Source organism: Pseudomonas izuensis (assembly GCF_009861505.1).
GTDB classification, from domain to species: Bacteria; Pseudomonadota; Gammaproteobacteria; order Pseudomonadales; family Pseudomonadaceae; genus Aquipseudomonas; species Aquipseudomonas izuensis.
In genome coordinates this window covers 45,755-66,399 of record NZ_WTFT01000049.1, presented here as the reverse complement: position 1 = coordinate 66,399, position 20,645 = coordinate 45,755, and the positions used below count along the sequence as shown (strand labels likewise).

General features: G+C 58.5%; 20 protein-coding genes and 2 pseudogenes. 8 read left to right on the top strand and 14 right to left on the bottom strand.

Annotation, left to right across the window (positions count from 1 at the left end; all coding sequences use genetic code 11):
* Positions 1-164: 164 nt before the first annotated feature.
* Complete coding sequence (locus GPL81_RS28960) at positions 165-524, top strand: DUF6124 family protein (protein WP_160109508.1); 360 nt, start codon at positions 165-167, stop codon at positions 522-524.
* A gap of 135 nt (positions 525-659) precedes the next feature.
* Positions 660-1,202 (top strand): dihydrofolate reductase family protein, encoded by a 543-nt coding sequence (locus GPL81_RS28955; protein ID WP_160109507.1) that lies wholly within the window; start codon positions 660-662, stop codon positions 1,200-1,202.
* A 124-nt stretch (positions 1,203-1,326) separates the two neighbouring features.
* On the opposite strand, the gene GPL81_RS28950 is transcribed toward GPL81_RS28955, so the two are convergent.
* Positions 1,327-2,316 carry a zinc-dependent alcohol dehydrogenase family protein gene (locus GPL81_RS28950; RefSeq protein ID WP_160109506.1) on the bottom strand — a complete coding sequence of 330 codons (990 nt, stop codon included), beginning with the start codon at positions 2,314-2,316 and terminating at the stop codon, positions 1,327-1,329.
* Between the two features lie 99 nt (positions 2,317-2,415).
* On the opposite strand from GPL81_RS28950, the gene GPL81_RS28945 reads away from it, so the two are divergent.
* On the top strand, positions 2,416-3,306 hold the full coding sequence (locus tag GPL81_RS28945) for a LysR family transcriptional regulator (protein WP_160109505.1): 891 nt from the start codon (positions 2,416-2,418) through the stop codon (positions 3,304-3,306).
* A 5-nt stretch (positions 3,307-3,311) separates the two neighbouring features.
* On the opposite strand, the gene GPL81_RS28940 is transcribed toward GPL81_RS28945, so the two are convergent.
* Entirely contained in the window at positions 3,312-4,052 is a 741-nt protein-coding gene (locus tag GPL81_RS28940; protein WP_160109504.1) for a Mut7-C RNAse domain-containing protein, read from the bottom strand.
* A 198-nt stretch (positions 4,053-4,250) separates the two neighbouring features.
* Here GPL81_RS28940 and GPL81_RS28935 point away from each other — a divergent pair, with 198 nt between their 5' ends.
* Positions 4,251-7,148 carry a sensor domain-containing phosphodiesterase gene (locus tag GPL81_RS28935; RefSeq protein ID WP_160109503.1) on the top strand — a complete coding sequence of 966 codons (2,898 nt, stop codon included), beginning with the start codon at positions 4,251-4,253 and terminating at the stop codon, positions 7,146-7,148.
* Between the two features lie 51 nt (positions 7,149-7,199).
* On the opposite strand, the gene GPL81_RS28930 is transcribed toward GPL81_RS28935, so the two are convergent.
* From GPL81_RS28930 to GPL81_RS28925, 3 genes and pseudogenes are all read right to left on the bottom strand, one after another.
* Positions 7,200-7,361 carry a DUF2986 domain-containing protein gene (locus GPL81_RS28930; RefSeq protein WP_160109502.1) on the bottom strand — a complete coding sequence of 54 codons (162 nt, stop codon included), beginning with the start codon at positions 7,359-7,361 and terminating at the stop codon, positions 7,200-7,202.
* A gap of 87 nt (positions 7,362-7,448) precedes the next feature.
* Positions 7,449-7,697, bottom strand: a pseudogene (locus GPL81_RS31630) (hotdog family protein); the annotation flags it as partial.
* A 9-nt stretch (positions 7,698-7,706) separates the two neighbouring features.
* Entirely contained in the window at positions 7,707-8,327 is a 621-nt protein-coding gene (locus GPL81_RS28925; RefSeq protein ID WP_160109501.1) for a LysE family translocator, read from the bottom strand.
* Between the two features lie 189 nt (positions 8,328-8,516).
* Between GPL81_RS28925 and GPL81_RS28920 the strand changes: the two genes are divergently transcribed.
* Positions 8,517-8,969: an Lrp/AsnC family transcriptional regulator gene (locus tag GPL81_RS28920; RefSeq protein WP_160109500.1), complete on the top strand. Its 453-nt coding sequence runs from the start codon at positions 8,517-8,519 to the stop codon at positions 8,967-8,969.
* A gap of 113 nt (positions 8,970-9,082) precedes the next feature.
* Here GPL81_RS28920 and GPL81_RS28915 read toward each other — a convergent pair whose 3' ends face one another.
* The 5 genes from GPL81_RS28915 to GPL81_RS28895 all read right to left on the bottom strand — a co-directional run bounded on the left by GPL81_RS28915 (position 9,083) and on the right by GPL81_RS28895 (position 14,769).
* Positions 9,083-12,268 carry an efflux RND transporter permease subunit gene (locus GPL81_RS28915; protein WP_160109499.1) on the bottom strand — a complete coding sequence of 1,062 codons (3,186 nt, stop codon included), beginning with the start codon at positions 12,266-12,268 and terminating at the stop codon, positions 9,083-9,085.
* Positions 12,269-12,284: 16 nt separating this feature from the next.
* On the bottom strand, positions 12,285-13,454 hold the full coding sequence (locus tag GPL81_RS28910; RefSeq protein ID WP_160109498.1) for an efflux RND transporter periplasmic adaptor subunit: 1,170 nt from the start codon (positions 13,452-13,454) through the stop codon (positions 12,285-12,287).
* A gap of 92 nt (positions 13,455-13,546) precedes the next feature.
* On the bottom strand, positions 13,547-13,756 hold the full coding sequence (locus tag GPL81_RS28905; RefSeq protein WP_160109497.1) for a co-regulatory protein PtrA N-terminal domain-containing protein: 210 nt from the start codon (positions 13,754-13,756) through the stop codon (positions 13,547-13,549).
* A gap of 141 nt (positions 13,757-13,897) precedes the next feature.
* Complete coding sequence (locus tag GPL81_RS28900) at positions 13,898-14,323, bottom strand: cupin domain-containing protein (protein WP_160109496.1); 426 nt, start codon at positions 14,321-14,323, stop codon at positions 13,898-13,900.
* The gene (locus GPL81_RS28895) at positions 14,320-14,769 is read right to left on the bottom strand and encodes a carboxymuconolactone decarboxylase family protein (protein WP_160109495.1); all 450 of its coding nucleotides are present in this window, start codon (positions 14,767-14,769) and stop codon (positions 14,320-14,322) included. Before GPL81_RS28895 ends, GPL81_RS28900 begins: the two co-directional genes overlap by 4 nt.
* Positions 14,770-14,884: 115 nt before the next feature.
* Here GPL81_RS28895 and GPL81_RS28890 point away from each other — a divergent pair, with 115 nt between their 5' ends.
* Positions 14,885-15,805: a LysR family transcriptional regulator gene (locus tag GPL81_RS28890; RefSeq protein WP_160109494.1), complete on the top strand. Its 921-nt coding sequence runs from the start codon at positions 14,885-14,887 to the stop codon at positions 15,803-15,805.
* Between the two features lie 211 nt (positions 15,806-16,016).
* On the opposite strand, the gene GPL81_RS28885 is transcribed toward GPL81_RS28890, so the two are convergent.
* Positions 16,017-16,262, bottom strand: a complete 246-nt coding sequence (locus GPL81_RS28885) for a hypothetical protein (RefSeq protein WP_160109493.1) — start codon at positions 16,260-16,262, stop codon at positions 16,017-16,019.
* Between the two features lie 325 nt (positions 16,263-16,587).
* Positions 16,588-16,890 (bottom strand): annotated as a pseudogene (locus GPL81_RS28880) (glyoxalase superfamily protein); the annotation flags it as partial.
* Positions 16,891-17,067: 177 nt separating this feature from the next.
* On the opposite strand from GPL81_RS28880, the gene GPL81_RS28875 reads away from it, so the two are divergent.
* The gene (locus tag GPL81_RS28875; RefSeq protein ID WP_160109492.1) at positions 17,068-17,664 is read left to right on the top strand and encodes an eCIS core domain-containing protein; all 597 of its coding nucleotides are present in this window, start codon (positions 17,068-17,070) and stop codon (positions 17,662-17,664) included.
* Positions 17,665-17,740: 76 nt separating this feature from the next.
* Positions 17,741-18,196 carry a GNAT family N-acetyltransferase gene (locus tag GPL81_RS28870; RefSeq protein WP_246218999.1) on the top strand — a complete coding sequence of 152 codons (456 nt, stop codon included), beginning with the start codon at positions 17,741-17,743 and terminating at the stop codon, positions 18,194-18,196.
* 22 nt (positions 18,197-18,218) lie between these two features.
* Here the strand turns inward: GPL81_RS28870 and GPL81_RS28865 are convergent, their stop codons facing one another.
* Together GPL81_RS28865 and GPL81_RS28860 are read right to left on the bottom strand one after the other, a co-directional pair.
* Positions 18,219-19,178 carry a LysR family transcriptional regulator gene (locus GPL81_RS28865; RefSeq protein ID WP_218585669.1) on the bottom strand — a complete coding sequence of 320 codons (960 nt, stop codon included), beginning with the start codon at positions 19,176-19,178 and terminating at the stop codon, positions 18,219-18,221.
* Between the two features lie 83 nt (positions 19,179-19,261).
* A complete protein-coding gene (locus GPL81_RS28860) occupies positions 19,262-20,617 on the bottom strand; it encodes an FAD-dependent oxidoreductase (RefSeq protein WP_160109490.1) in 1,356 nt (451 codons plus the stop codon).
* Between the last annotated feature and the right edge of the window lie 28 nt (positions 20,618-20,645).

The window sequence follows — 20,645 nt, the reverse complement described above, 5'->3', positions numbered from 1 at the left end:
TCTATCAGACAGGCGTTTCCATGCCTGCATTTGATGGTGGCTGTGCGCAGGGCGCCCTCGGGCGCGCCGGCTTTCTTCTTTTCCCCGGTCTGCTAACCTGCGTACAGCCGCCACCCCCCGTTTAGCAGCGATGGTGTGGCCGGCTCACAACAGGAAAAGAAATCATGTTCAAGGTCACACCCAATCCCCCGAACACCGATCCCGCATCCCCATACGAACCCGATTCAAACAAGCTCAACGATGCCACCGAACGTGCCCTCGACTACCACTTCCCTTCGACGGCCGACATCAAAGCCACACCGCGTACACCCAGCACACTGTTCACCGTCGACCCACAAGCCACGACCGAAACCCTGATGGTGTATCTGGTCGAGACGCTGGCGTCGGTCGATGTGATGGTCCATCAGTTGGTGGACCATCTGGACGGTGGTGACCGCAATGCGCTGTTGGGCATTTCCAACAGCATCATGCTGGCGGAGATCACGGCGAACAGGGTGCTGGATCAGATTGATCCGGCTGAGTAGCGCGTTTGTCGTGATGCTCCTCTGTGGCGTGGGAGCAAGTTTCCGCGCCACAGGTATGTGTTTAGAAGTAGAAGAGAGACGGATCTATCTAATGCATATGAACGACTGTGAACTCGCTTCAATAAGGAAATCAGAATGATCACTGCACATGTTTTCATCGCCACCAGCCTGGATGGCTTCATCGCTCGGCCCGATGGTGACATCGACTGGCTTTTGCAGCGTGACGATCAGGCCGAGGATCATGGCTACTCAACCTTCATCGCCGATAAAGATGTGATTTTGATGGGGCGAGGAACCTACGAGAAGGCGCTGACTTTCGATACATGGTTCTACGAACTGCCTGTCGTGGTGCTGTCTGAACAACTGGCCGACTCGCCAGTACCCGAGGCGTTGAAGGGCAAGTTGCGTTTCTCTAACCTCGCACCCCGGGACGTGATGGAGGAACTGGCGGAGCAAGGCGTGCGCCGGGTATATGTCGATGGCGGGCAAGTGGTGCAGTCATTCCTGCGCGACGGGTTAGTCGCCGATATGGTGATTACCACAGTTCCTGTCCTGATCGGATCGGGAAGGTCATTGTTTGGCTTGCTCAGGCAGGACATTGGATTGACCCTGGTATCCAGCCGCAGCTTCCCTTCGGGATTGGTGCAGTCGACTTACGCAATAGAGGTCATTAAATAAAGGATCGCAACCTTCGACATCTCCTGTAGGGAACCGAGTAAACCTGTAGGAGCTGCCGAAGGCTGCGATCTTTCGGGACCGCTGCAAAGTCAAACGGGGCGGTACGAGGTTTCGCTATATCCCCTTAAACCCTCACCACAACCTTCCCAACCTGTTGGTTAGCCTCAATAAACCGATGCGCCTCCTGAATCTCGTCAAGCGTAAAAGTCCTGGCGATGATCGGTGAAAGCGCCCCCGATGCCAGGCCGTCGAGAATGAATGCCTTAGCCCGGGACAGGGTGGCCGGGTCCGAGACGATTTCCGCGTACAGATAGCCCTTGAGGGTCAGGCACTTGCCTAGCACCGTGAACAACGGGAACGGCGTGGGCTCCGGGCTCAACGCGCCGTACTCCAACAGAATGCCGCCCTTGGCCATGCTCTGGGTAAGCGGTTCGAAAGAAGGCCCACCGACCGGATCGAAAACCACACGCGCCCCTTTGCCGTCGGTCAGGGCCATGACCCGTTCAACCATATCTTCTTCATCGCTGACGATGACATGCGCGGCACCGGCGTCCAGCAATGCCTGTTTTTTAGCGCGGGTGCGAGTGATGCCAATCGCAGTGGCGCCGACCATTTTGGCAATCTGAAAGGCAGCCAGGCCGACGCTGCTGGAGGCGGCGGTGACCAGCACCACGTCGCCCTTCCCAAGCCTTGCCTGTTCGACCAGGGCGCCCCATGCCGTGACGTATTGCATCCAGGACGCAGCGGCTTGTTCAAAGGAAAGGTTTTGTGGGTGTTTGACCGTGAGGTGGGCGGGAACGTTCGCCAGTTCGCCATAGGTGCCCCAGCGGGCAATGTCCAGCGGCGGGATCACACTGACCGCATCGCCGGCACTGAAGTCGGTGACGCCAGCGCCGACGGCAACCACGACACCCGCTGCCTCGTACCCCAGTCGGCTGGGAAATTGCGCTTCCTGTAGATAGGCGTGATTGCGGAACATGACTTCTGCCCGATTCAACCCAATGGCTTTGACTTCAATTTGCACTTCGCCAGGTCCAGGCGCAGGCACATCGACCGCCTCCAGTTTCAAAACGCTTGCGTCACCGTATTCATGAATTCTGACAATGCGTGCCATGGTTACCTCTTCTTTGATTGATCAGGCCGTCAATTTAGGCTTTGGCCAGCGTTGGATAAAGGCCTAGGATGGCGCAACACTAGAAACAAAGAGTTTCCAATGGATCGCCTCACGTTGATGGCCACATTCGTCAAGGCGGTGGAGTTGGGCTCCTTCAGCGCGGTAGCGAACGAGCTCAATCTGTCCCCGCAACTGATAGGTAAGCAGATAAAAATGCTAGAGCAGCATTTGGGCGTGTCTCTGCTCCATCGAACGACCCGCAAGCAAAGCCTCACCGATTTTGGCCGTACGTTCTATCAGCGGGCAAAGATGATTCTTGCCGACATGGAAGCCGCCGAGGAAATGGCCGCCGTGACCCGGGGCGTACCCAGCGGCCGGCTCAGAATCAATGCCCCGGTCACATTTGGCGTGAGTACCTTGTCGCCCCGCTTGCTGGAATACATGGTCAGGTATCCGCAGGTGTCCGTGGATTTGACCTTGTCGAACGAACTCGTTGATCTGGTCGAAGGCGGCTACGACGTTGTGTTTCGAATAGGCGATCTTGCGGACAGCGGTTTGAAAGCGCTGCCGCTGATGCCGTATCAGATGGTGCTGTGTGCTGCGCCATCCTATCTGGCACGTCGGCCTCCCATCACCACACCTTGGGACCTGCAGGAGCACGAATGCCTGGCCTTTGCCTATTCGGACGGGCGCTCACACGTTCGCCTCGAAGGGCCGCAGGGCTCTATCGAAGTGCCGATTAAAAGCAGATTGACGATTAATCAGGGCGATCCATTGCTCGCCGCAGCCGTGGCGGGACTGGGCGTGGTGCTATTGCCGTCAGAGTTGGTCAAGGATGCGCTGAGAAGTGGAACATTGGTGAATCTTCTGCCGCATTACAAAGTCCCCGTCTCCCCGATGAACCTGTTATATGCGCCTGACCGGCGGCTGACGCCCAAACTTCGAAGCTTCATGGACTTTGCAAAGACTGCGTTTGGGCCAAATGCGTGACTCGACTATCGGTCCAGCAAAGGCGCCAGCAGTGCACACATGCCGCGCCAGTGCGAACCCTCCCAGTAAATCCGTTGGCAGCCATCGCAGCGCAGGAACTGCGAATAGAGGGCGGCAACCCGTGGCGGCACCTGCGGGCGGGCCAGTTCCGGGCTGATCTCGTGCAGCGGCAGGTTGCAATGAAGGCACAGGCTGAAGGGTCGCGCGCTGCGCGCCAGGTCAAGGCGCTCGTAGATTTCGCGCAGTTGCAGCGACGGTTTCAGGGCATGCACGTAACAGCCGTGGCTGATGATCCGCCGCTTGAGCAGTTCGCGGTCGCGGGTCAGCACGATGCGTCCCTGCTGCGCAGCGATCTCGGCGATCTGGCCATCTTCGAAGCCATTGTCGTAGAGGGTGTCGAAGCCGCTCATGCGCAGCAGGCTGGCCAATCCGCCAAGGTGCGCATCCGCGACGAAGCGCAGTACCCGCAGAGGTTGCGTACGAACCTTGAGCAGCGGGCTGATGTCCAGTGATTCGAACTTGGGGTACACCGCCAGCCGGTCACCGTCGAAGATTACCCGCTCGAAACCCGCCGACTCGCCATTGAGCAGCACCAGTTCGACCTCCGTATGCGGCACCCCGAGCGCCTCGATCATGTGCTTGACCGTCGCCCCTTGCGCGCACTCGCAGGTGAAGGACTGCCGCCGCCGGTCGGCCGGCAGGAAATCGTTGAGCTCCTCGTAGAAGCGGAAGGTTGCACGAGTCATGCTTAACAGTATGGCAGGGCTGCGGGATGTGCGAGTCCGGTCTGGACATCGACGCCGGCAGGCATGAATGCGATCGGCACCGCACAACCAAAACAAAACCATTGAAAAAACCCGCTATAACCTTTACACGGAAAGATCGCTGGCATATTGCTAGTAATTGGAAATGAGTATCGCCAATTCTTGGCTCTGGGAGCGCTGATGAGTTTTCGTCCATTGACCGACTTCCCGCGGCAATCGAACGATTGCGACGTTGTCGCATCTCAACCAAAAGGGAACCTGGATACGGTCAATATGGCCTACGCTGGCAATCAGGACGCGATCGAGCAATTGCTGGACTCGGCACGCAGCTGGGCGCACACCACGTCGTGGGTGGTTTATCGCGCCGGTGAGCAAATGCACTTGGTCGGGCAGGGCGACCCGCGGGTGCAGTGGCCGTCCAGTGTTGCCAATGAAGAATTCGAAGCCTTTTGCCTGACCCGGCGCTTGCACCGCTGGCCGACCGGCAGAGGTGAAAGTGTACTGGGTTGGCTGCTCGCGCCCGTCAACGATGCGGCGCAGCCGGCGCTCGCCGATTTTGCCCGGCGCCTGGGTATCGAGGTGCAAACCAATACCCTTGCCCGTGCGCAGTTTACCCAGCGTGTGCTGTATGAAATCACCTACCTGGCCAGTTCGACCCGCGACCGGTCAGTGTTTCTGGTGGGGGTCCACAAACTGCTCGCCAGCCTGATAGACGCCGAGAACTTCTATCTCGCGCTGTATGACCCGCACAGTGGCAAGATTGACTACCCGTATTACGTCGACATCATCGACGTCGATGCCCTGGAGTCCGAGAACTACGAATACCTTGACCCGTCGCACCTGTCCTTGACCGGCCAGGTGTTGACCAGTGGCCAGCCGTTGCTGATCGACGCCGCCGGCATTCTCGTGGCTCAGGCCGAGGGCCGTTTCTATTGCATCGGTGATCGCCCCGAGTTCTGGATGGGCGCGCCGTTGAAAAATGCCTCGGATGAAGTGTTTGGCATGCTGGCGATGCAGGTCTACGACGTTTCTCGTACCTACAGCGCCGAAGACCGTGCGTTGTTCCTGGTGGTGGCCCGCCACGTGGCCATGGCGCTGGACCGGCTTCTGCACCGGGCTGACCTGGAAGAGACGGTGATGCGTCGCACTCTGGAACTGTCGGCACTCAACGACGCATTGAGGCAGGAAGTGGCAGACCGGGAGCGCGCCGAACATCTGCAGAGTGCGCTGTTCCAGATTGCCGAGCTGTCGAGCCAGCCGGGCGACATGGCGGAGTTGTTCCAAACCCTGCATGGCATCGTCGGTGATTTGCTGTTCGCGCAGAACTTCTACATTGCGCTGTTCGACGACGCGACCGGTGAGGTGACCTTTCCGTACTACGTCGATGAGCGGCAGACCACCTGCCCGGCGGCGCGGCGTGGACGCCGGGGTTTGACCGAGTACGTTATCCGTCAGCGTCGGCCCTGCCTGATTGACGTCGGCGAAGCGGAACGACTGACGACGCAGGGTGAAATCGAAATCGCCGATGAGTACTACCGATCCTATTCCTGGCTGGGCATCCCCCTGTTCGATGGCGATGTGGTACGCGGGGTGCTGGCGGTGCAAAGCTATACCTCTCAGGTGCGCTATACCCTGCGTGACCAGGAACTGCTGACGTTCGTATCGCGGCACATCGACACCGCGTTGTCGCGACGTACCGCCGCCGAAGCGATCCATGCCGCCAACCTCAAGCTCGAAGCCCGGGTGCAGAGCCGTACCCGCGAGCTCGATCACGCCAATGCCAAGTTGCAACACGAAAACTCCCACGATGCACTGACCGGGCTACCAAACCGCACCTACCTGCAACAGCGCCTCAATCAGGCCTGGTCGCAGTTCGGCAGTGAAGGCGGGCATCTGGCGGTGATGTTCATCGACCTCGACCGTTTCAAGATGGTCAACGACAGCCTCGGCCACCATTTCGGCGACCTGCTGTTGATGCAGGCCGCCCACCGTCTGCGCGGTTGCCTGCGCGAAACCGACATGCTGGCGCGCCTGGGGGGCGATGAGTTTTCAGTGCTCGCGCCCGAGGCGCCGCTGGACGTCGTGATCGATATCGCTGAACGAATCCTGGTGGCGTTTGACCTGCCGTTTTTCATCAATGGCCATGAAGTCTTTTCGTCCTGCAGTATCGGTATCGTCAGCGCCGACACCCAGTTCCATCTCGAGCCGGCCGACTTGCTGCGCGATGCCGATGCGGCGATGTACCGGGTCAAGTCTGCCGGGCGCGACAGCTACGCGGTGTTCAACCAGGAAGTGCGCCGTGAAGTCTCGGACCAGGTCGAGCGGGAAGGGGCCTTGCGCAATGCGCTCAAGCGGACCGACGAACTGCTGCCGTATTTCCAGCCGATTGTCAGCGTCGAAAGCGGCGAGCTGTTGGCCCTGGAAGCGCTGATCCGCTGGCACCCGCCTGGCGGCCGGGTGATCGCGCCGGGCGAGTTTTTGCCGGATGTCGAGGGTTTGCGCCTGATCGGTCGGCTGGACCTGTACATGCTCAACAGCATTGCAGCGATCCTTGCACAACCCCGGCACGCCCATTGGCCGCCGGTGCACGTCAATTGTTCCAGCTACAGCATGACGCGTCCGGATTTCGCCAGTGATGTGCTTGCACTGTTGGTGCGACACGGCGTCTCGCCGTCAAGGATCTGCCTGGAATTGACCGAAGGCGCGCTGGTCGCCGAACCGGCGATTGCCCGGCAGACCATGCAGCAATTGGCCGACAAGGGCATGTCGGTGGTGCTCGATGACTTTGGCGCGGGGTTTTCATCCCTGAGTTATGTGCATCAATATCGCTTCAGCGGCTTGAAGATCGACAAGTCGTTCATCCTTGAACTGACCACCAGTCCCCGCAGTCGCGCAATCGTCCGGGCGATTGTGCGGATGGCCGAATCACTGGACCTGAGTGTGGTTGCCGAAGGTGTCGAGGATGAAGCGACGCTGGATTTGCTGCGCGAAATGGGCGCAGGACAGGCTCAGGGTTACTATTTTGCCAAGCCCATGGGGTTGGAGGCCTTGCTGGCGAGTGCGCTGGTGGATCGATAGGGTGTTCCTGCGGAATGCCTGTAGATTCCGGTGGTGTTCAAGCTAAAGGGATCAGCTCTCAGGGGTAATGCTCGAGTCGAGACTGGATTCGGCAGCCAGTTTCAATCGGTCAGCTTTACAAATGTATTTAGGCTTGCTTTTCGGTGCCAGTTTGGCACTGGCCTTTTTGGCGTTTGCCTTTAACAGCTGATTTATTTTTTTGCGACGATTCATGTTTTTCTGCTCGGCTTGTAAATTCTTGAATGATATCAGCTTGAATATTAAACCAGATCCTGTCCGCTTCTGACCCATTTCAGGCAGTCAACTCGTGGACCGGACTGTGCCATTGGTAGGATCTCCCTCAGAGAGTATCTGAGTGAGGCGTTCACGCTCCTCAATTCCTGGCAGCACACCAGTAGTCGTCGCCTCCAGTACAGTGACACCATCTGCATTGACTATCCTGACTTCGGCCTTTGCGTGACCCCGTTCATCAATATCAGCGATGAGCCAGTGGCAGGTGCTCTGTTCTCCCGCATACACAGGTCGTTTGAATGCGAAAGTCATCCCTGTGAAGGTGCATTAACCCAGCAGTTGTTCGGCAAACAAAGCCACTGCGATGAGGATCATGGCCGCTCCAGAAAAACGACTGACGAGGTGAGCGGCGGCTGGGCGTGCCCGAAGAACAACCTGCGAGCCAAATCCGACCAGAAGGTAGATCACGCCACAACTGAACGTGTGGACGAGCCCGAGCGCAATCATCTGCATCGGTACAGGCCAAGGTGCAGTGGCGTCGGCAAATTGAGGCAGGAGCGCCAGGAACAGCAGGAACACTTTTGGATTCAGCCCGCTGACACAAAGCCCTTTGAGCGCCCAGCGCGTCCATGAGCCTGACGCCTGAACTTCATCCACCACGTGCGGTGTGGAAGGGGACACGAGCATGTTGATGCCCAACCAAAGCAGGTAACCCGCCCCAGCCATCGTCAGCACCGACAGGGTCACAGGGTGGTTGGCGACCAGGGTGCCAACACCACCGGCTACCACCATTGTGGCAAGCAAATGGCCGGATAGCAGTCCGCCCACAGCGGGTATGACGACTCGATGCTTCAAGCCGGCGGATATTGCGTAGGCCCAATCGGCTCCGGGCGTGATGACGAACAAAATCGACACCGCCCAGAAGGCAACCAAAACACTGAAGGTCATGGCATCACCTGAGCCAGTTCATGATTCGCCGCGTAATTCATCATTCCACCTCTCAAATCAAAGGCCGTCCCTCTGGTTCTCTTAAGAGGTGTACGGTCATTAATGGTTAGGGGAAGATTAATGAAATATGGTTAGAATTAACTTTCAAAGATGGTCGTATTGATGTTGTAGATTGGGAGATTGTTCTACATGGACAGAATTGATCGGAAGATTCTTGCTGAGCTGCAAAAGGATGGTCGCCTTTCGGTCACTGAACTTGCCGAACGTGTAGGCCTGAGCCTCTCTCCTTGCCATCGGCGCGTGCGGGCACTGGAGGAGTCCGGTGTGTTGCTGGGCTATCGCGCGCAACTTGATCCCGTCGCGTTGGGCCTGAATTTTTCTGCCATGGTGTTTGCCACCCTTCGAGAGGGTGACCGGCAAGCTGTCGAGGCGTTCGAGACGGCGCTCATTGATATACCTCAGGTGGTCGATGCCCAGAGGTTATTTGGGGAACCGGACTACCTGCTGCACGTCATTGCCCAGGACTTGCCAGCCTTTCAAAGACTTTACGATGAGAGCCTTTCGACCTTACCCAATGTGCAACGGCTGACCTCGACCCTGGTCATGAAGCGGGTCATTCAAGACAGACCGCTTCCATTGTGATTGGCGTGGCAGGCCTTCTGTTTCTTGCAGGATTTTATGGGGTTTGGGAACGACTGCCTTTGGCCACATCTGCCTGTCATGAAGGACCGTTAACGACTGTGGATTCACAATGTTTATGTATCCTGCACACCTTGTGGCTCGTCGGTTTGGCATCGATCCTCCAACGGGTGTGCGATCGAATCTCCGGATAGCTTGCGCATTACCACGTAGAACACTGGCGTCAGAAAGAGTCCGAAGAGAGTGACACCCAGCATGCCCGAAAATACCGTGACGCCGGTGGCCAGACGTATCTCTGCGCCGGCACCCTGGCCCAGCAGCAATGGCACGGACCCCGCGATGAACGCGATTGAGGTCATGATGATCGGGCGCAGACGCAGGTGGCACGCTTCGATGGTGGCATCGAGGGTTTCTCGTCCCTGCATTTCCAGTTCCCGCGCGAACTCCACGATCAGAATGGCATTCTTGCAGGCCAGTCCCATCAGCACGACCAGCCCCACCTGCACGAAGATGTTGTTGTCGCCACCGGTCAACCAGACGCCGATGAGCGCAGAGAAGATTGATGCCGGTACGATCAGGATCACCGAGAACGGCAGAATCCAGCTTTCGTACAACACAGCGAGGGTCACGAACACCAGCAGGATGGCCACCGGAAAGACGATGATCGCGGAGTTGGACTGGGACACTTCCTGATAGCTGAGGTCTGTCCATTCCAGTTCGATTCCTACTGGCAAAATCTTCGCGGCGATTTCAGTGATCTTCTCGATGGCCTCGGAAGATGACATCACTGTGGGATCGGTTCCTCCAATGAGATCGGCAGCCGGATAGCCGTTGTAACGGATGACCGGGTCGGGCCCGAAGCTCTGTTCGACTCGTATGATTGAAGAGATGGGTACCATGGCGCCCTGGCTATTGCGCATCCTCAGGTTCTCTATGTCACTGACTTTCTGCCGGTAGGCCGAATCGGCCTGGACCATGACGCGGTATACGCGGCCGAACTTGTTGAAATCGTTGACGTACACGGCGCCGAGATAAGTCTGCAAGGTTTCGAAGATGTCCTTCACGGAAACGCCTTGGACTTTGGCCTTTACCCGATCCACCACAACCTCGAGTTGGGGGATGTTGGCCTGGTAGGAAGTCACTGGATAGAACATGCCGGGCGTTGCGGCGATCTCTGCCTGAAGTCGCGTCAACGCGCCGTTAAGGGCGGGGAAGCCGAGGCCTGCACGGTCCTTCAGGTAGAGGGAGTAGCCTGAGCCGTTGCCCAGCCCCTGGATCGGTGGCGGCATCAGGGCATAGGTGTAGCCGCCCTTGATCTTCGAGAATTTTTCATTCAGTTCCGTCGTGATCTCCGTCGCGCTCCGGGTTCGCTCGGAGAATGGCTTGAGTACCACATAGGAGGCCGAGATGTTCGGGGTGTTCACCGTCTGCAGCGCGTTGAAGCCAATGTAGTCGGATACCAAATCGACCCCTTCCGTGGAGCGAGCCGCGTCACTCATCTGCCGCGCCACTTCGGCGGTGCGGGAAAGCGAGGCACCGCCGGGAAGTTGCGCGCCACTGAAGAGGTAGAGCTTGTCCTGGGTCGGGATGAAGCCAGAGGGAACCTGATTGAACAGGTATGCCGTGCCGCCCAGCAGCACCAGATAGAGCGACAGGAAAGTACCCCGACATCCAAGCGTCCTTGACACCGATCGACCGTAGCCGTCGGAGCTTTTCAGGAAGAAGCGATTGAACGGTTTGAAGAGCCAGCCGAAGCAAGCAGCGATCAGCCGTTCGAACCTGTCTTTCGGCACGCCATGGGGTACCAGCAGCCTGGCGGCCAGGGCGGGCGATAGGGTCAGTGAATTGATCGCAGAAATGACCGTGGAAATTGCGATGGTTACCGCGAATTGCTTGTAAAACTCCCCGGTAATCCCCGATAGGAACGCCATTGGTACGAAGACGGCACAGAGCACCAGCGCAATGGCGATGATTGGGCCGGACACTTCCTGCATGGCCTTGTGGGCGGCCGCCTTGGGCGTGAACCCTTCGGCGATATAACGCTCAACGTTCTCGACGACCACAATGGCGTCGTCGACTACGATGCCAATCGCCAGTACCAGGCCGAAGAGGGTCAGGGTGTTGATTGAGTAGCCCAGCAGAAGCAGGAACAAGAAGGTGCCGACGACGGACACCGGCACCGCTGCCAGAGGAATGAGTGAGGCCCTCCAGGTCTGCAGAAAAAGGATGACGACCAGGATGACCAGGAACACGGCTTCGATCAGGGTCGTCTGTACAGAACTGATCGAGTCCCGCACGAAGGTTGTCGGGTCCCACACTGCCTGATACTCGACGCCTTCGGGAAAATCGGTGGACAATTTGTCGAGCTTGGCATACACCGCGTTGGCCACCTCCAAGGCATTGGCTCCCGGAGTAAGGAAGACACCAACGGTGGTGGCATGCTGGCCGTTCTTCTGGACGCGCATGGTGTAGTCGCCGGAGCCCAATTCGACACGCGCCACATCGGCCACGGTCACGACCTGACCCTGATCACCCACCTTGAGCACAATCTGCTTGAACTCGTCTGCGGTTTTCAACCGGCCTCGCACGCTGATGGGGATCAGAAAGTCCGTGGAACTCGGGGAGGGCTCCGCGCCGAGCTGGCCAGCGGAAGCCTGGGCGTTTTGTTCGCGGATCGCGTTCACCACGTCGGACACAGCGAGCCCACGGGATGCCAGCTTGTCCGGGTCCAGCCAGACGCGCATAGCGTAGTCGCCGGCACCGTAAAGCCCGACGTTACCGATGCCCTGGATTCGGGAAAGCTCGTCCTTGACGTTGAGGGTCAGATAATTGCGCAGGTACAGGGAGTCATACTTCGGGTCCTCGGAGAAGAGGCTCACATACATCAGAGGCGTAGGTGACTGCTTCTGGGTGGTAACGCCATACTGGCGCACTTCCTCTGGTAGCCGGCTCGTTGCCTGGTTGACCCGGTTCTGCACCCTTACCGCAGCGGTATCAGGGTCTACCGAAGGAAGGAAAGTCACGATGATCTGCAGAGTGCCGTCTGAGCCCGAGACGGACTTCATGTACATGATCCCCTCGACCCCGTTGATAGCTTCCTCCAGCGGAGTGGCGACAGTTTCCGAAATTTCCTTGGGATTGGCGCCGGAATAGACGGCACGCACTACCACGCTGGGCGGCACCACTTCCGGATACTCGCCCACCGGAAGCTGTGGAATGGAAACCAGGCCCAGCGCGAAAATCACCAGCGAAAGGACAATCGCATAGATGGGCTTTTCAATGAATATCTTCGAGATGTTCATGACGGCTTACCTGCGGCTACATGGTAACTTCGATGGGGGTCACAGCGGAGCCCGGTATGGGTATCCGATGCAGGCCGTTGACCACGACGCGGTCATCTCTGGAAATGCCTTTCGTAACGATGCGCAAGCCTTCGTCGGTCAGCCCGCCGAGAATGATGTCCCGGCGACTGACGGTGTTGTCGAGGGCCAGTACATACACGTACTTCTTGTCCTGGTCCGTCAGGATCGCCTTGTCGTTCACCAGGATGGCTTCTGTCCTGCCGACGTTGGCCAAGCGCACCCGCGCAAACAGGCCGGGCGTGAACCTGCGCTGGGAGTTGTCCAGGGTGGCTCGCGCTCGGATGGTGCCGGTCTGGGGATCAAGCACGTTGTCGAGGAAGTCTGCAGTGCCCGAATGTGGGAAACCTTCTTCGTTCGCCAAGCCCACGCGGACGGAGAGCCCGGACTCAGTTTCCTGGTCCCGCGCATGGTTCAGGAAGCTTTTCTCGTCCGGGTCGAAGTAGACGTAGATAGGGTTGATGGATACGACCCGGGTCAACACCGACTGGTCGGCGACGGCCAGGTTGCCGAGGGTCAGTTGCGCGGTGCTCACCTTGCCGTCGATGGGCGAACGGACCTTAGTGAACTCCACATTGAGCTTCGCTACCGCGACAGCGGCTTTGGCTTCTCTAACCGCGGCTTCGCTTTGCAGCAGGGCTGACCGCTTGGTATCGGCAGCATCCCGGGAAATGGCGTTTGTGGGTAGCAGTCGCTGGGCGCGCTGGTCCTGGGTCCTGGCTAGCGTGAACACTGCTTGGGCCTGTTCCAGCCGGGCCAGTGCACTATTCAGTTCAGCTTCGAAGGGACGAGGATCGATCTCGAAGAGCAGGTCGCCGCGCTTTACCTCGCTGCCCTCCTCGAATGCGATCTGGCGAATGTAGCCACTGACCCGCGGACGAATCTCAACCGCGTCGGTAGCGGTAATCCGCCCATTGAATTCGCTCCATTGTTGGGTTTCCTTATGCACGACTCGCGCGACATCGACACTGGGCGCCACGGCCGAAACCTTGGAGTCGGCCACACCTTCCTTGCAGGCGGTCAACGCCAGAGACAGGGTTGCCAGTAGGGCGATGGCAGGGAGCTGGCCTCCAGTTGATGGGAAGTAGTTCCGGACAGAAAGTTCTTTGAACCAGTTGGGATTGTTCACATTAGTTCTCCGTCCGCATTGTGTTTGCGGGGCATAAAAGAGTTACTGTCTGGTCATACTCATTAGGCCGTAATCAACGCCTGACGAAGTCCTTAAGGGGTTAGAACAAGCACCCCGGCACGCGGGTTTCCGGCCCACCGGAACAACTTGAAGGGAAACGCGCTGAGGACTACCCAGTCGTTGATGGTAGAGGCTTGGCGGGTATCGCTCTGCGCGATCAAACGGTCGCTACCACCTTCGGCGAATACGGGGGATGCGATACCCACCAGTGCACAGATGAACAAGGCTTTGAGCGTTTTCATATCAATCTCCAGAGCGTGAAGTTCGAGTACCGGCGGCGCTCTCGTACCCAGTGAAGTTCTGTGAGAGCGCTAATTTTTGTGCATACCCAGGCCTTGCGTCCCACTCGAGTGCGGGATGCAGTAATGCCGGAAAACTTCGAATTACGGTTTCAGTTGAATGGGCTGGACCAGTGCTTCCTGACCGTCCGACAGCAACCAAGCCACCAATGAAGCCGGTTCGGACGAACTGGCATTGCGGGTGATGCGGTGCAATTGGCCGGGGCTCTCGTACCAAGCGTCTCCTGCCTTGAAGCGTTGCGGGGCCTCGCCGTCGAGGGCTGATTCCACTTCACCGTGGAGCACCACCACGAAAACGTGCCCAGGATGGCGATGCGCCGTCGAGGTGGCTCCGGGTGCAAAGTCGACGCGAAGCGCAGTGGCGCGCTTGAAAATCTTGAGCGGCAACTCAGTCTGGGCGACGGGTGTGACCACCTCGTCTCCGGCACCATCGCCGCTTCCATGGGCCAGGGCGACCGTACTGAGCAACCCCATGAGCGCGATTCCGATCGACTTGATCAGCAGGTTCATGAGGCTTGCTCCGGCTGCATCGCAAACCCGACGCCGAAGCGGTTCCAGGCGTTGATCGCGGCGATGACGAAGGTCAGTTCGGACAGCTCCTGTGCGCTGAATACAGCGGCCACCTGCTCGTAGATTTCGTCCGGTGCATGGCAAGTGGCAACCAGCGTCAGCGTCTCGGTCCACAGCAGGGCGGCGCGCTCCCGCGCGTCGAAGAAGGGGGTTTCCCTCCAGGCGCTCACTGCCATCAGGCGCCGAAGACTTTCGCCCTCCTTGGTCGCGTCGCTGGTGTGCATGTCGATGCAGTAAGCGCATCCATTGATCTGTGAAGCGCGAATCCTTACCAACTCACGCAAGGAGCGTGGCAGTACCGACTCGGATGCGGCTTTCTCGAGACCGAGCATGGCCTTCATGGCTTGCGGAGCGGCTTGGTAGTAGTTGAGGCGTTTGGAACCCATCGCTAATTTCTCCAAAGTGGCCGACGGTTCTCGGCACTGGAGTCGACTTTATTGGACGAAATTCTGCGGATAAACTGGCTTGAATCGTTTTTACTGTGCGTTAACTCGGATAATCATGGCCTTCGATCGATTAGAAGCAATGCGCGCCTTCTGCCGGATAGTGGAGGTGGGGAGTTTCACCCGGGCGGCGGAGGCACTGAATGTCGCCAAGACCACCATATCCGGTCAGATTCAAGGGCTGGAATCACTGCTGGGTGTAAAGCTGCTGCACCGGACCACGCGTCGTGTGACACCGACAACCGACGGAGCGGCATACTACGAGCGCGCCCGCACGGTGTTGGATGATCTCGACGAACTGGAGACGTCAGTTGCTCAGAGCCGTAGCGTGGCCCGTGGCAGGGTGCGGGTCGAAATGCCTTCTGGTATCGCTACACATCTCATCATTCCATCGCTACCGGAGTTCATGGCGCGGCATCCACAGATTGAACTGGATATCGGTTGCAGCGAACGGGTGGTTGATCTCGTGCAAGAAGGCATCGACTGTGCCTTCCGGGGTGGACTGGTCACAGATCAGGATTTGGTGTGTCGCCTCGTGGGGATGATGCCGTTCTGCCTCTGCGCGTCGCCTGTCTACCTTATGAACGCCAAGCCCATTCTTATGCCGGACGATTTGCAGCTTCAGCGATTTCTAGGTTTTACCTTTCCCGTCTCAGGCAGGCAGTTGATTCCGGTGCTTCATCAAGGCGACGACAGCTACCGGGTCGAACAGAGGCCGGCAATGCGGTTCAACAATGCGAACGCATACATCGCGGCCGGGTTGGCAGGTCTTGGCATCATTTCGGTGCCACGCGCGGAGGCGAGCCTCCTTTTTCAGGCGGGGACGTTGATTGAGGTCCTGCCTGACTGGGAGATGGCGGGCATGCCCATCAGCCTTGTGTACCCCTCGACGCGGCATTTGTCTGCGCGGGTCCGCGCCTTCGCGGAGTGGGGAGCTGCGTTAATGGCCAACGATCCGTCCTGGACTATGAAACGCTAGGTCGGGAGCACCTGCTTGTTGACGGCGAAGTGCTGTTTGGCTCAATCAAGTGAATCTTTGGGGGACCTCAGCGGGGTCGTGCTGCGACGGACCCTCAATAGCAATTTCCTGGTCACCCATTGGCGGATCGTAAGCCCAGAGTTCTCACTTCCATGAGAGAGAGACCAATTGGGCGTTTGACGAAGTGCGCCGAACAGTGTCTCGGGCTTGCTTAGGCTGGCATGCCGTGCGGGGCGGAAAAGTCCATGCTCATTATCCAGCCATTCATCAACAGCGATTGAACAATCCATTCAGCTTCTCTGCTGCACGGGTCAACGGAGAGCGTGAGTAACCATAACCGTCCATCGTCGGTCTGACGCTTCAAAGCCCACACACCTTCAGGTAGCGATTTTTCCAAGCAGTGCTCTATGTAGGACTGGACTTGAGGGTGAGTGGTGATCTGAATGAATGCGCTCATGTTTGAACCTCAGTTGTTTAGCTAGCCAAGTCCATCCGCAACTCGTGCGCGAACTTACACTTCAACGCCGCGCAAGAGTGAGGCGACGAGAGCGACAGGACTGCTTCAGATGCGGCTTTTTCGAGCCTGAGCATGGGCTTCATGGCTTGCGGGGCGGCCCGGTAGTCGTTAAGAGGTTTGGAAATCATTGCTAATTTCTCCAAGGTGGCCGACGGTCCTCGGCGCTGGAGTTAACTTTATTGGTCGAGAATGTATGGATAAAGAAGGGCTTTTCGTTTTCATTGTGCGAAAACCAGGATAATTCTGATGCTCGACTTCCAGGACTTTCCCCCCAGCCTTGCTCAACAATATCCGGACGTCCGTATCCGTAGCGCTTGCCCAGTAATTCGTCCCGAAGCAGTTCGATATTTCGCATCGGCACGAATATCGTCGAACCCGGGCTGGCATCGCCATGATGTTCAGAAAGATGGAGCTGCAGGCCGTTTCGGCTCAGTCCCAGATACAACGGTAGATCGGCTTCGAAACGGTGCTCGAATTCGATGCTGAAACCCAGAAAATCGAGATAAAACTCGCGGGTCTTGGTTTCGTCAAACATCCGCAATAGGGGGACGGGTTTGTCGAACGTAACAGTGGAGTAGGGCTGCTACTGAGTGCGGCAGTTCCCGGTCACTTGTTATTGGTACGGATCAGGAGTCCACTATTGACCGACCACTGCCGGTCAGAACGGGCGGGAGTCCTGAAGCTATGCGGGTCGTCGATCAATGGTGACCCATTGTTCGCGCTGCGTCCGCCCCTGGAGGGCCCAATGCCGGCCATCACCACGCGCATGGTGGCGTTGTTTGTTCTTTGCCTGACGCTTGAAGTGCCGGCCCAGAACAGCACCTGCCCGGCTGGCCAGAAACAAGTGTGCCTGGACAGCTGCATCTGCCTGCCGGACCTGGGACCGCTGCTTGGCCCCCTGCCTGATGACATCCACCAGATCGCGGCGCCGGCCCTGGCGCTGTGGCTGACCCAGGCCCGCGCTGAAGCCGCCACTGCCGACCTTCAACCCATTCCACCGCACCTGCGCGAGCAACTGCTGCATTGGTACGACCCCGGCGTCCTCGATGCCGCGCGCTACAAAGTCAGCGACAACGGCCAGTTAAGCGCCGCCACGGCCATGCTGCAAAACCCTGATGTCGGTGCGGTGACGCTGATCGATATCATCCTCTTCCGGGACACTCAAACCGCAGAGCAGGACATCGCGCTCTGGGCTCACGAGCTCAAGCATGTGCAGCAGTTTCAGGAGTGGGGAGTAGAAGGATTTGCCCAGCGGTACACTCAGGATTTCAATGCCGTGGAGTCACCGGCGTATGACATACAGGCCGAGGTCAGACGATCGGTGCGGCAAGGGACTCATTGACGGGCCGCCTGGGCCTGCGGATTTAACCCGCCTCATGCCTGGCTGCCACAATCACTGTTTGTTTGGGAGATTCGCTTTGCAGACTATCCGCCGGGCTCGACAGGGTGATGCCGAATGCATCGCCTTGCTGGTCACCGAAGCCTACACGCCCTACATCTCCAGGATCGGCAGAAAACCGGCGCCCATGCTGGAGGATTATCGGCAGGTACTGGTTGATACCGATACGTTCGTGCTGACGGAGGGGGCTGAAATCGCGGGGGTACTGGTGATGAGCCGGGAGCACACGGAACTGCTCCTGATCAATGTCGCGGTGTCGCCTCGCTACAAAGGCCAAGGCTTGGGAAAAAGATTGATGGCGTTCTGTGAGCAGCATGCACAACGCTCCGGATGCGAAGCGGTTCGGCTCTACACCCATGAGCTGATGATCGAGAACATTGAGATCTATAAAAAGCTGGGCTACCAGGAAACCCACCGAGCCACAGAAAATGGCTTCTCCCGGGTGTTCATGCGCAAGGCGCTGGAGGTTGGATAATCAGGGGCAGGGCCGGGAACGCTTAGCGCCCGCGTTTCTGGTCACGCGGCATCAAAGGCTCGGGAGCAATCGCCTTGGCTGCAGCCAGCACCAGGCCGCGCAACCACTTCGAGGCTTGTGAGCGATGTTTGCGGGCATGCCACAACTGGTAGTACCTCAAGGGGGGAGCGGGCACCGGAAAAGGCTCGATACGCAGCGGCAATAACTCGGTGTAATGCTTGGCAAACGACCGGGTGGTGGTGAAGATCAGGTTCGATTTGACCAGTACATAGGGCGCGATGCAGAAGTAGGGCAAGGTCGTCGTCACCCGTCTTGCCAGATCACTCTTGGCCAGTTCAGCGCCAATGGTGCCTTGCCCGGAAGCATTGTGTGTCATGACGGCGAGATGGTCCGCGTCCGTATAGGCTTCCCGCGTCAGGCAACCTGGCCCGATGGGGTGTTCTTCGCGCATCAGGCACACCAGATCATCGTCGCATAAGGGTTGCAGATGGAGGTGATCTGCCGGTGTATTCCAGTTTCCGATCACCAGATCCAGATAACCATCCTCCAGCCCACGTGAGTATCCGCCATCGGCTTGCAAGTGCGTCAACTCCAGCGTGGCAAAGGGTGCGTGCGCATGGAACCGCTCGATGATGGCCGGAACAAAGAAAACGCTCAGGTAATCCGGGGTGCTGATGCGAAAGGTCTGCCGGGTTGTGGCAGGATCGAACCGGTCGAGCGGGTGCAGGATCTGCTCGATCCCGTCCAGCGCCTGGGAGACTGGCTCGATCAAGGTCTGGCCGTGTGCGGTCAGCACCATGCGGCTGCCGCTGCGCACGAGCAATTGATCGCCAGTCAGCTCACGCAGCCGACGCAGGGCAACACTGATGGCCGGTTGAGTTTGCCCAAGCAACTCGGCCGTACGCGAAACGCTGCATTCCGTCAGCAGGGTATGCAAGGTCCGCATCAGCTGGACATCGAAGTTGGGCAGGGAGTTTGGCACAGCAGCCTCGGTTCTGATGAGTCATAGCGCTATATAAATGATGATATAGCGATATGTCTGGAGGCGTCCATGCAAAGACTCTGCTAGCGCCAGTCCGGCAGCGTTTTCAGCAGTTCGGTTTTTTCTTGCGTCGCAGCCCCCATCAGCACGAAGCCAGCCATTCGATGTTGCTGATCGTGGTAGATGGACTTCACGTTCGCGATGCCTCTGTCGCAAGGCTCCATCCGTTGGGTGGACCACAGCCCCTCGCTGTCCATCGGCGACGCCACGATCGTCGGCAGGACACTGGTCTTGATGGTCACCGGCATGGCGGGATAGGCGACCGGGGTGGGCTGGCCAGCCAGCGTTCGGGCCAGGGCGCGGGCCTGCAGCATGATGGGCATGACGTAGGGCAACACCAGGTCATGGACTTGCGCGCAATCGCCCAGGGCATAGACGTTACTGGCGCCCGCGCGCAGGCAGGCATCGGTAATGATGCCACTGGACACGGCAATACCCGCCGCACGCGCCAGGTCGACCCGCGGTTCCAGTCCGATGGCGCACAGCACATGGTCCACCTCGAGCACGTGGCTATCAGCCATTTGCAGTTGCAATCCCTTGTCGGTGCGGTGAACGGCGACCGGTGCATTGCCAAGCTCCAGACGCACGCCAATGGACTTCAACGCATTTGCCATTTCGTCCCCGGCCTCCGTTGGCAGCAGGCGACTCAGTGGCCAGGTGGCGCGGTCGACAACCCACACCTCATGGCCAGCATGGCGCAGGTCGTTGGCAAACTCGCAGCCAATCAGTCCGGCACCCAGAATGGCAATCCGACTTTCAACGCCGATCTGCTGACGAAAGGACCGGTAATCTTCCAGATCGTTGACCGTGATGATGGATTCCACTGCGTCGCCTTGCAGGGCAGGGCGGCGCGCATCGGCGCCCAATGCCAGCACCAGCGCGCTATAGCGGTATGGCTGGCCATCGATGTAGACCCGTTGCGCCTCGGGGTCGATCTGTTCAATCGACATGTGGGTCTTGATCTGCGCTTGCAGTTGCGTCGCCATCTGCCCGGCGCTGAACGTGACAAGCTGATCCGGCAGGCGCCCTGTCTGGAAGGCATTGGACAGCGCGGGCTTGGAGTAAAACTCCCCGCCATCGCGCGTCACGATCATGATCGGTATCTCGGTGTCCAGCTTGCGCAGCTCACGGGCCACGGTGTAACCGGCCAGACCCGATCCCAGAATGATCACCGGGTCGGGTTGGCTCGCCGGGTGATTTACAAGTGCATCGACCGGGACCCGGATCATCTCAAAATCGGCCTTGCCCACGCCGCAATCCGGGCAGAACCAGTCGTCCGGCACGTCCTCCCAACGGGTACCCGCCGCGATGCCGTGCTCCGGCATACCGGTGGCTTCATCGTAGACGAAGCCGCACACAAGACATTCCCACTTATACATGGTCGTTGCTCCCATCAATCGGTTGGCA

Bases quoted from the DNA above. Each gene is read 5' to 3' on its own strand.
- GPL81_RS28940 (WP_160109504.1), bottom strand. From the start codon at position 4,052: ATGACTCGTGCAACCTTCCGCTTCTACGAGGAGCTCAACGATTTCCTG.
- GPL81_RS28875 (WP_160109492.1), top strand. From the start codon at position 17,068: ATGCCGGCCATCACCACGCGCATGGTGGCGTTGTTTGTTCTTTGCCTG.
- GPL81_RS28945 (WP_160109505.1), top strand. From the start codon at position 2,416: ATGGATCGCCTCACGTTGATGGCCACATTCGTCAAGGCGGTGGAGTTG.
- GPL81_RS28895 (WP_160109495.1), bottom strand. From the start codon at position 14,769: ATGGGTTCCAAACGCCTCAACTACTACCAAGCCGCTCCGCAAGCCATG.
- GPL81_RS28905 (WP_160109497.1), bottom strand. From the start codon at position 13,756: ATGAAAACGCTCAAAGCCTTGTTCATCTGTGCACTGGTGGGTATCGCA.
- GPL81_RS28900 (WP_160109496.1), bottom strand. From the start codon at position 14,323: ATGAACCTGCTGATCAAGTCGATCGGAATCGCGCTCATGGGGTTGCTC.
- GPL81_RS28935 (WP_160109503.1), top strand. From the start codon at position 4,251: ATGAGTTTTCGTCCATTGACCGACTTCCCGCGGCAATCGAACGATTGC.
- GPL81_RS28885 (WP_160109493.1), bottom strand. From the start codon at position 16,262: ATGAGCGCATTCATTCAGATCACCACTCACCCTCAAGTCCAGTCCTAC.
- GPL81_RS28890 (WP_160109494.1), top strand. From the start codon at position 14,885: ATGGCCTTCGATCGATTAGAAGCAATGCGCGCCTTCTGCCGGATAGTG.
- GPL81_RS28960 (WP_160109508.1), top strand. From the start codon at position 165: ATGTTCAAGGTCACACCCAATCCCCCGAACACCGATCCCGCATCCCCA.
- GPL81_RS28915 (WP_160109499.1), bottom strand. From the start codon at position 12,268: ATGAACATCTCGAAGATATTCATTGAAAAGCCCATCTATGCGATTGTC.
- GPL81_RS28930 (WP_160109502.1), bottom strand. From the start codon at position 7,361: ATGAATCGTCGCAAAAAAATAAATCAGCTGTTAAAGGCAAACGCCAAA.
- GPL81_RS28925 (WP_160109501.1), bottom strand. From the start codon at position 8,327: ATGACCTTCAGTGTTTTGGTTGCCTTCTGGGCGGTGTCGATTTTGTTC.
- GPL81_RS28920 (WP_160109500.1), top strand. From the start codon at position 8,517: ATGGACAGAATTGATCGGAAGATTCTTGCTGAGCTGCAAAAGGATGGT.
- GPL81_RS28860 (WP_160109490.1), bottom strand. From the start codon at position 20,617: ATGTATAAGTGGGAATGTCTTGTGTGCGGCTTCGTCTACGATGAAGCC.
- GPL81_RS28955 (WP_160109507.1), top strand. From the start codon at position 660: ATGATCACTGCACATGTTTTCATCGCCACCAGCCTGGATGGCTTCATC.
- GPL81_RS28950 (WP_160109506.1), bottom strand. From the start codon at position 2,316: ATGGCACGCATTGTCAGAATTCATGAATACGGTGACGCAAGCGTTTTG.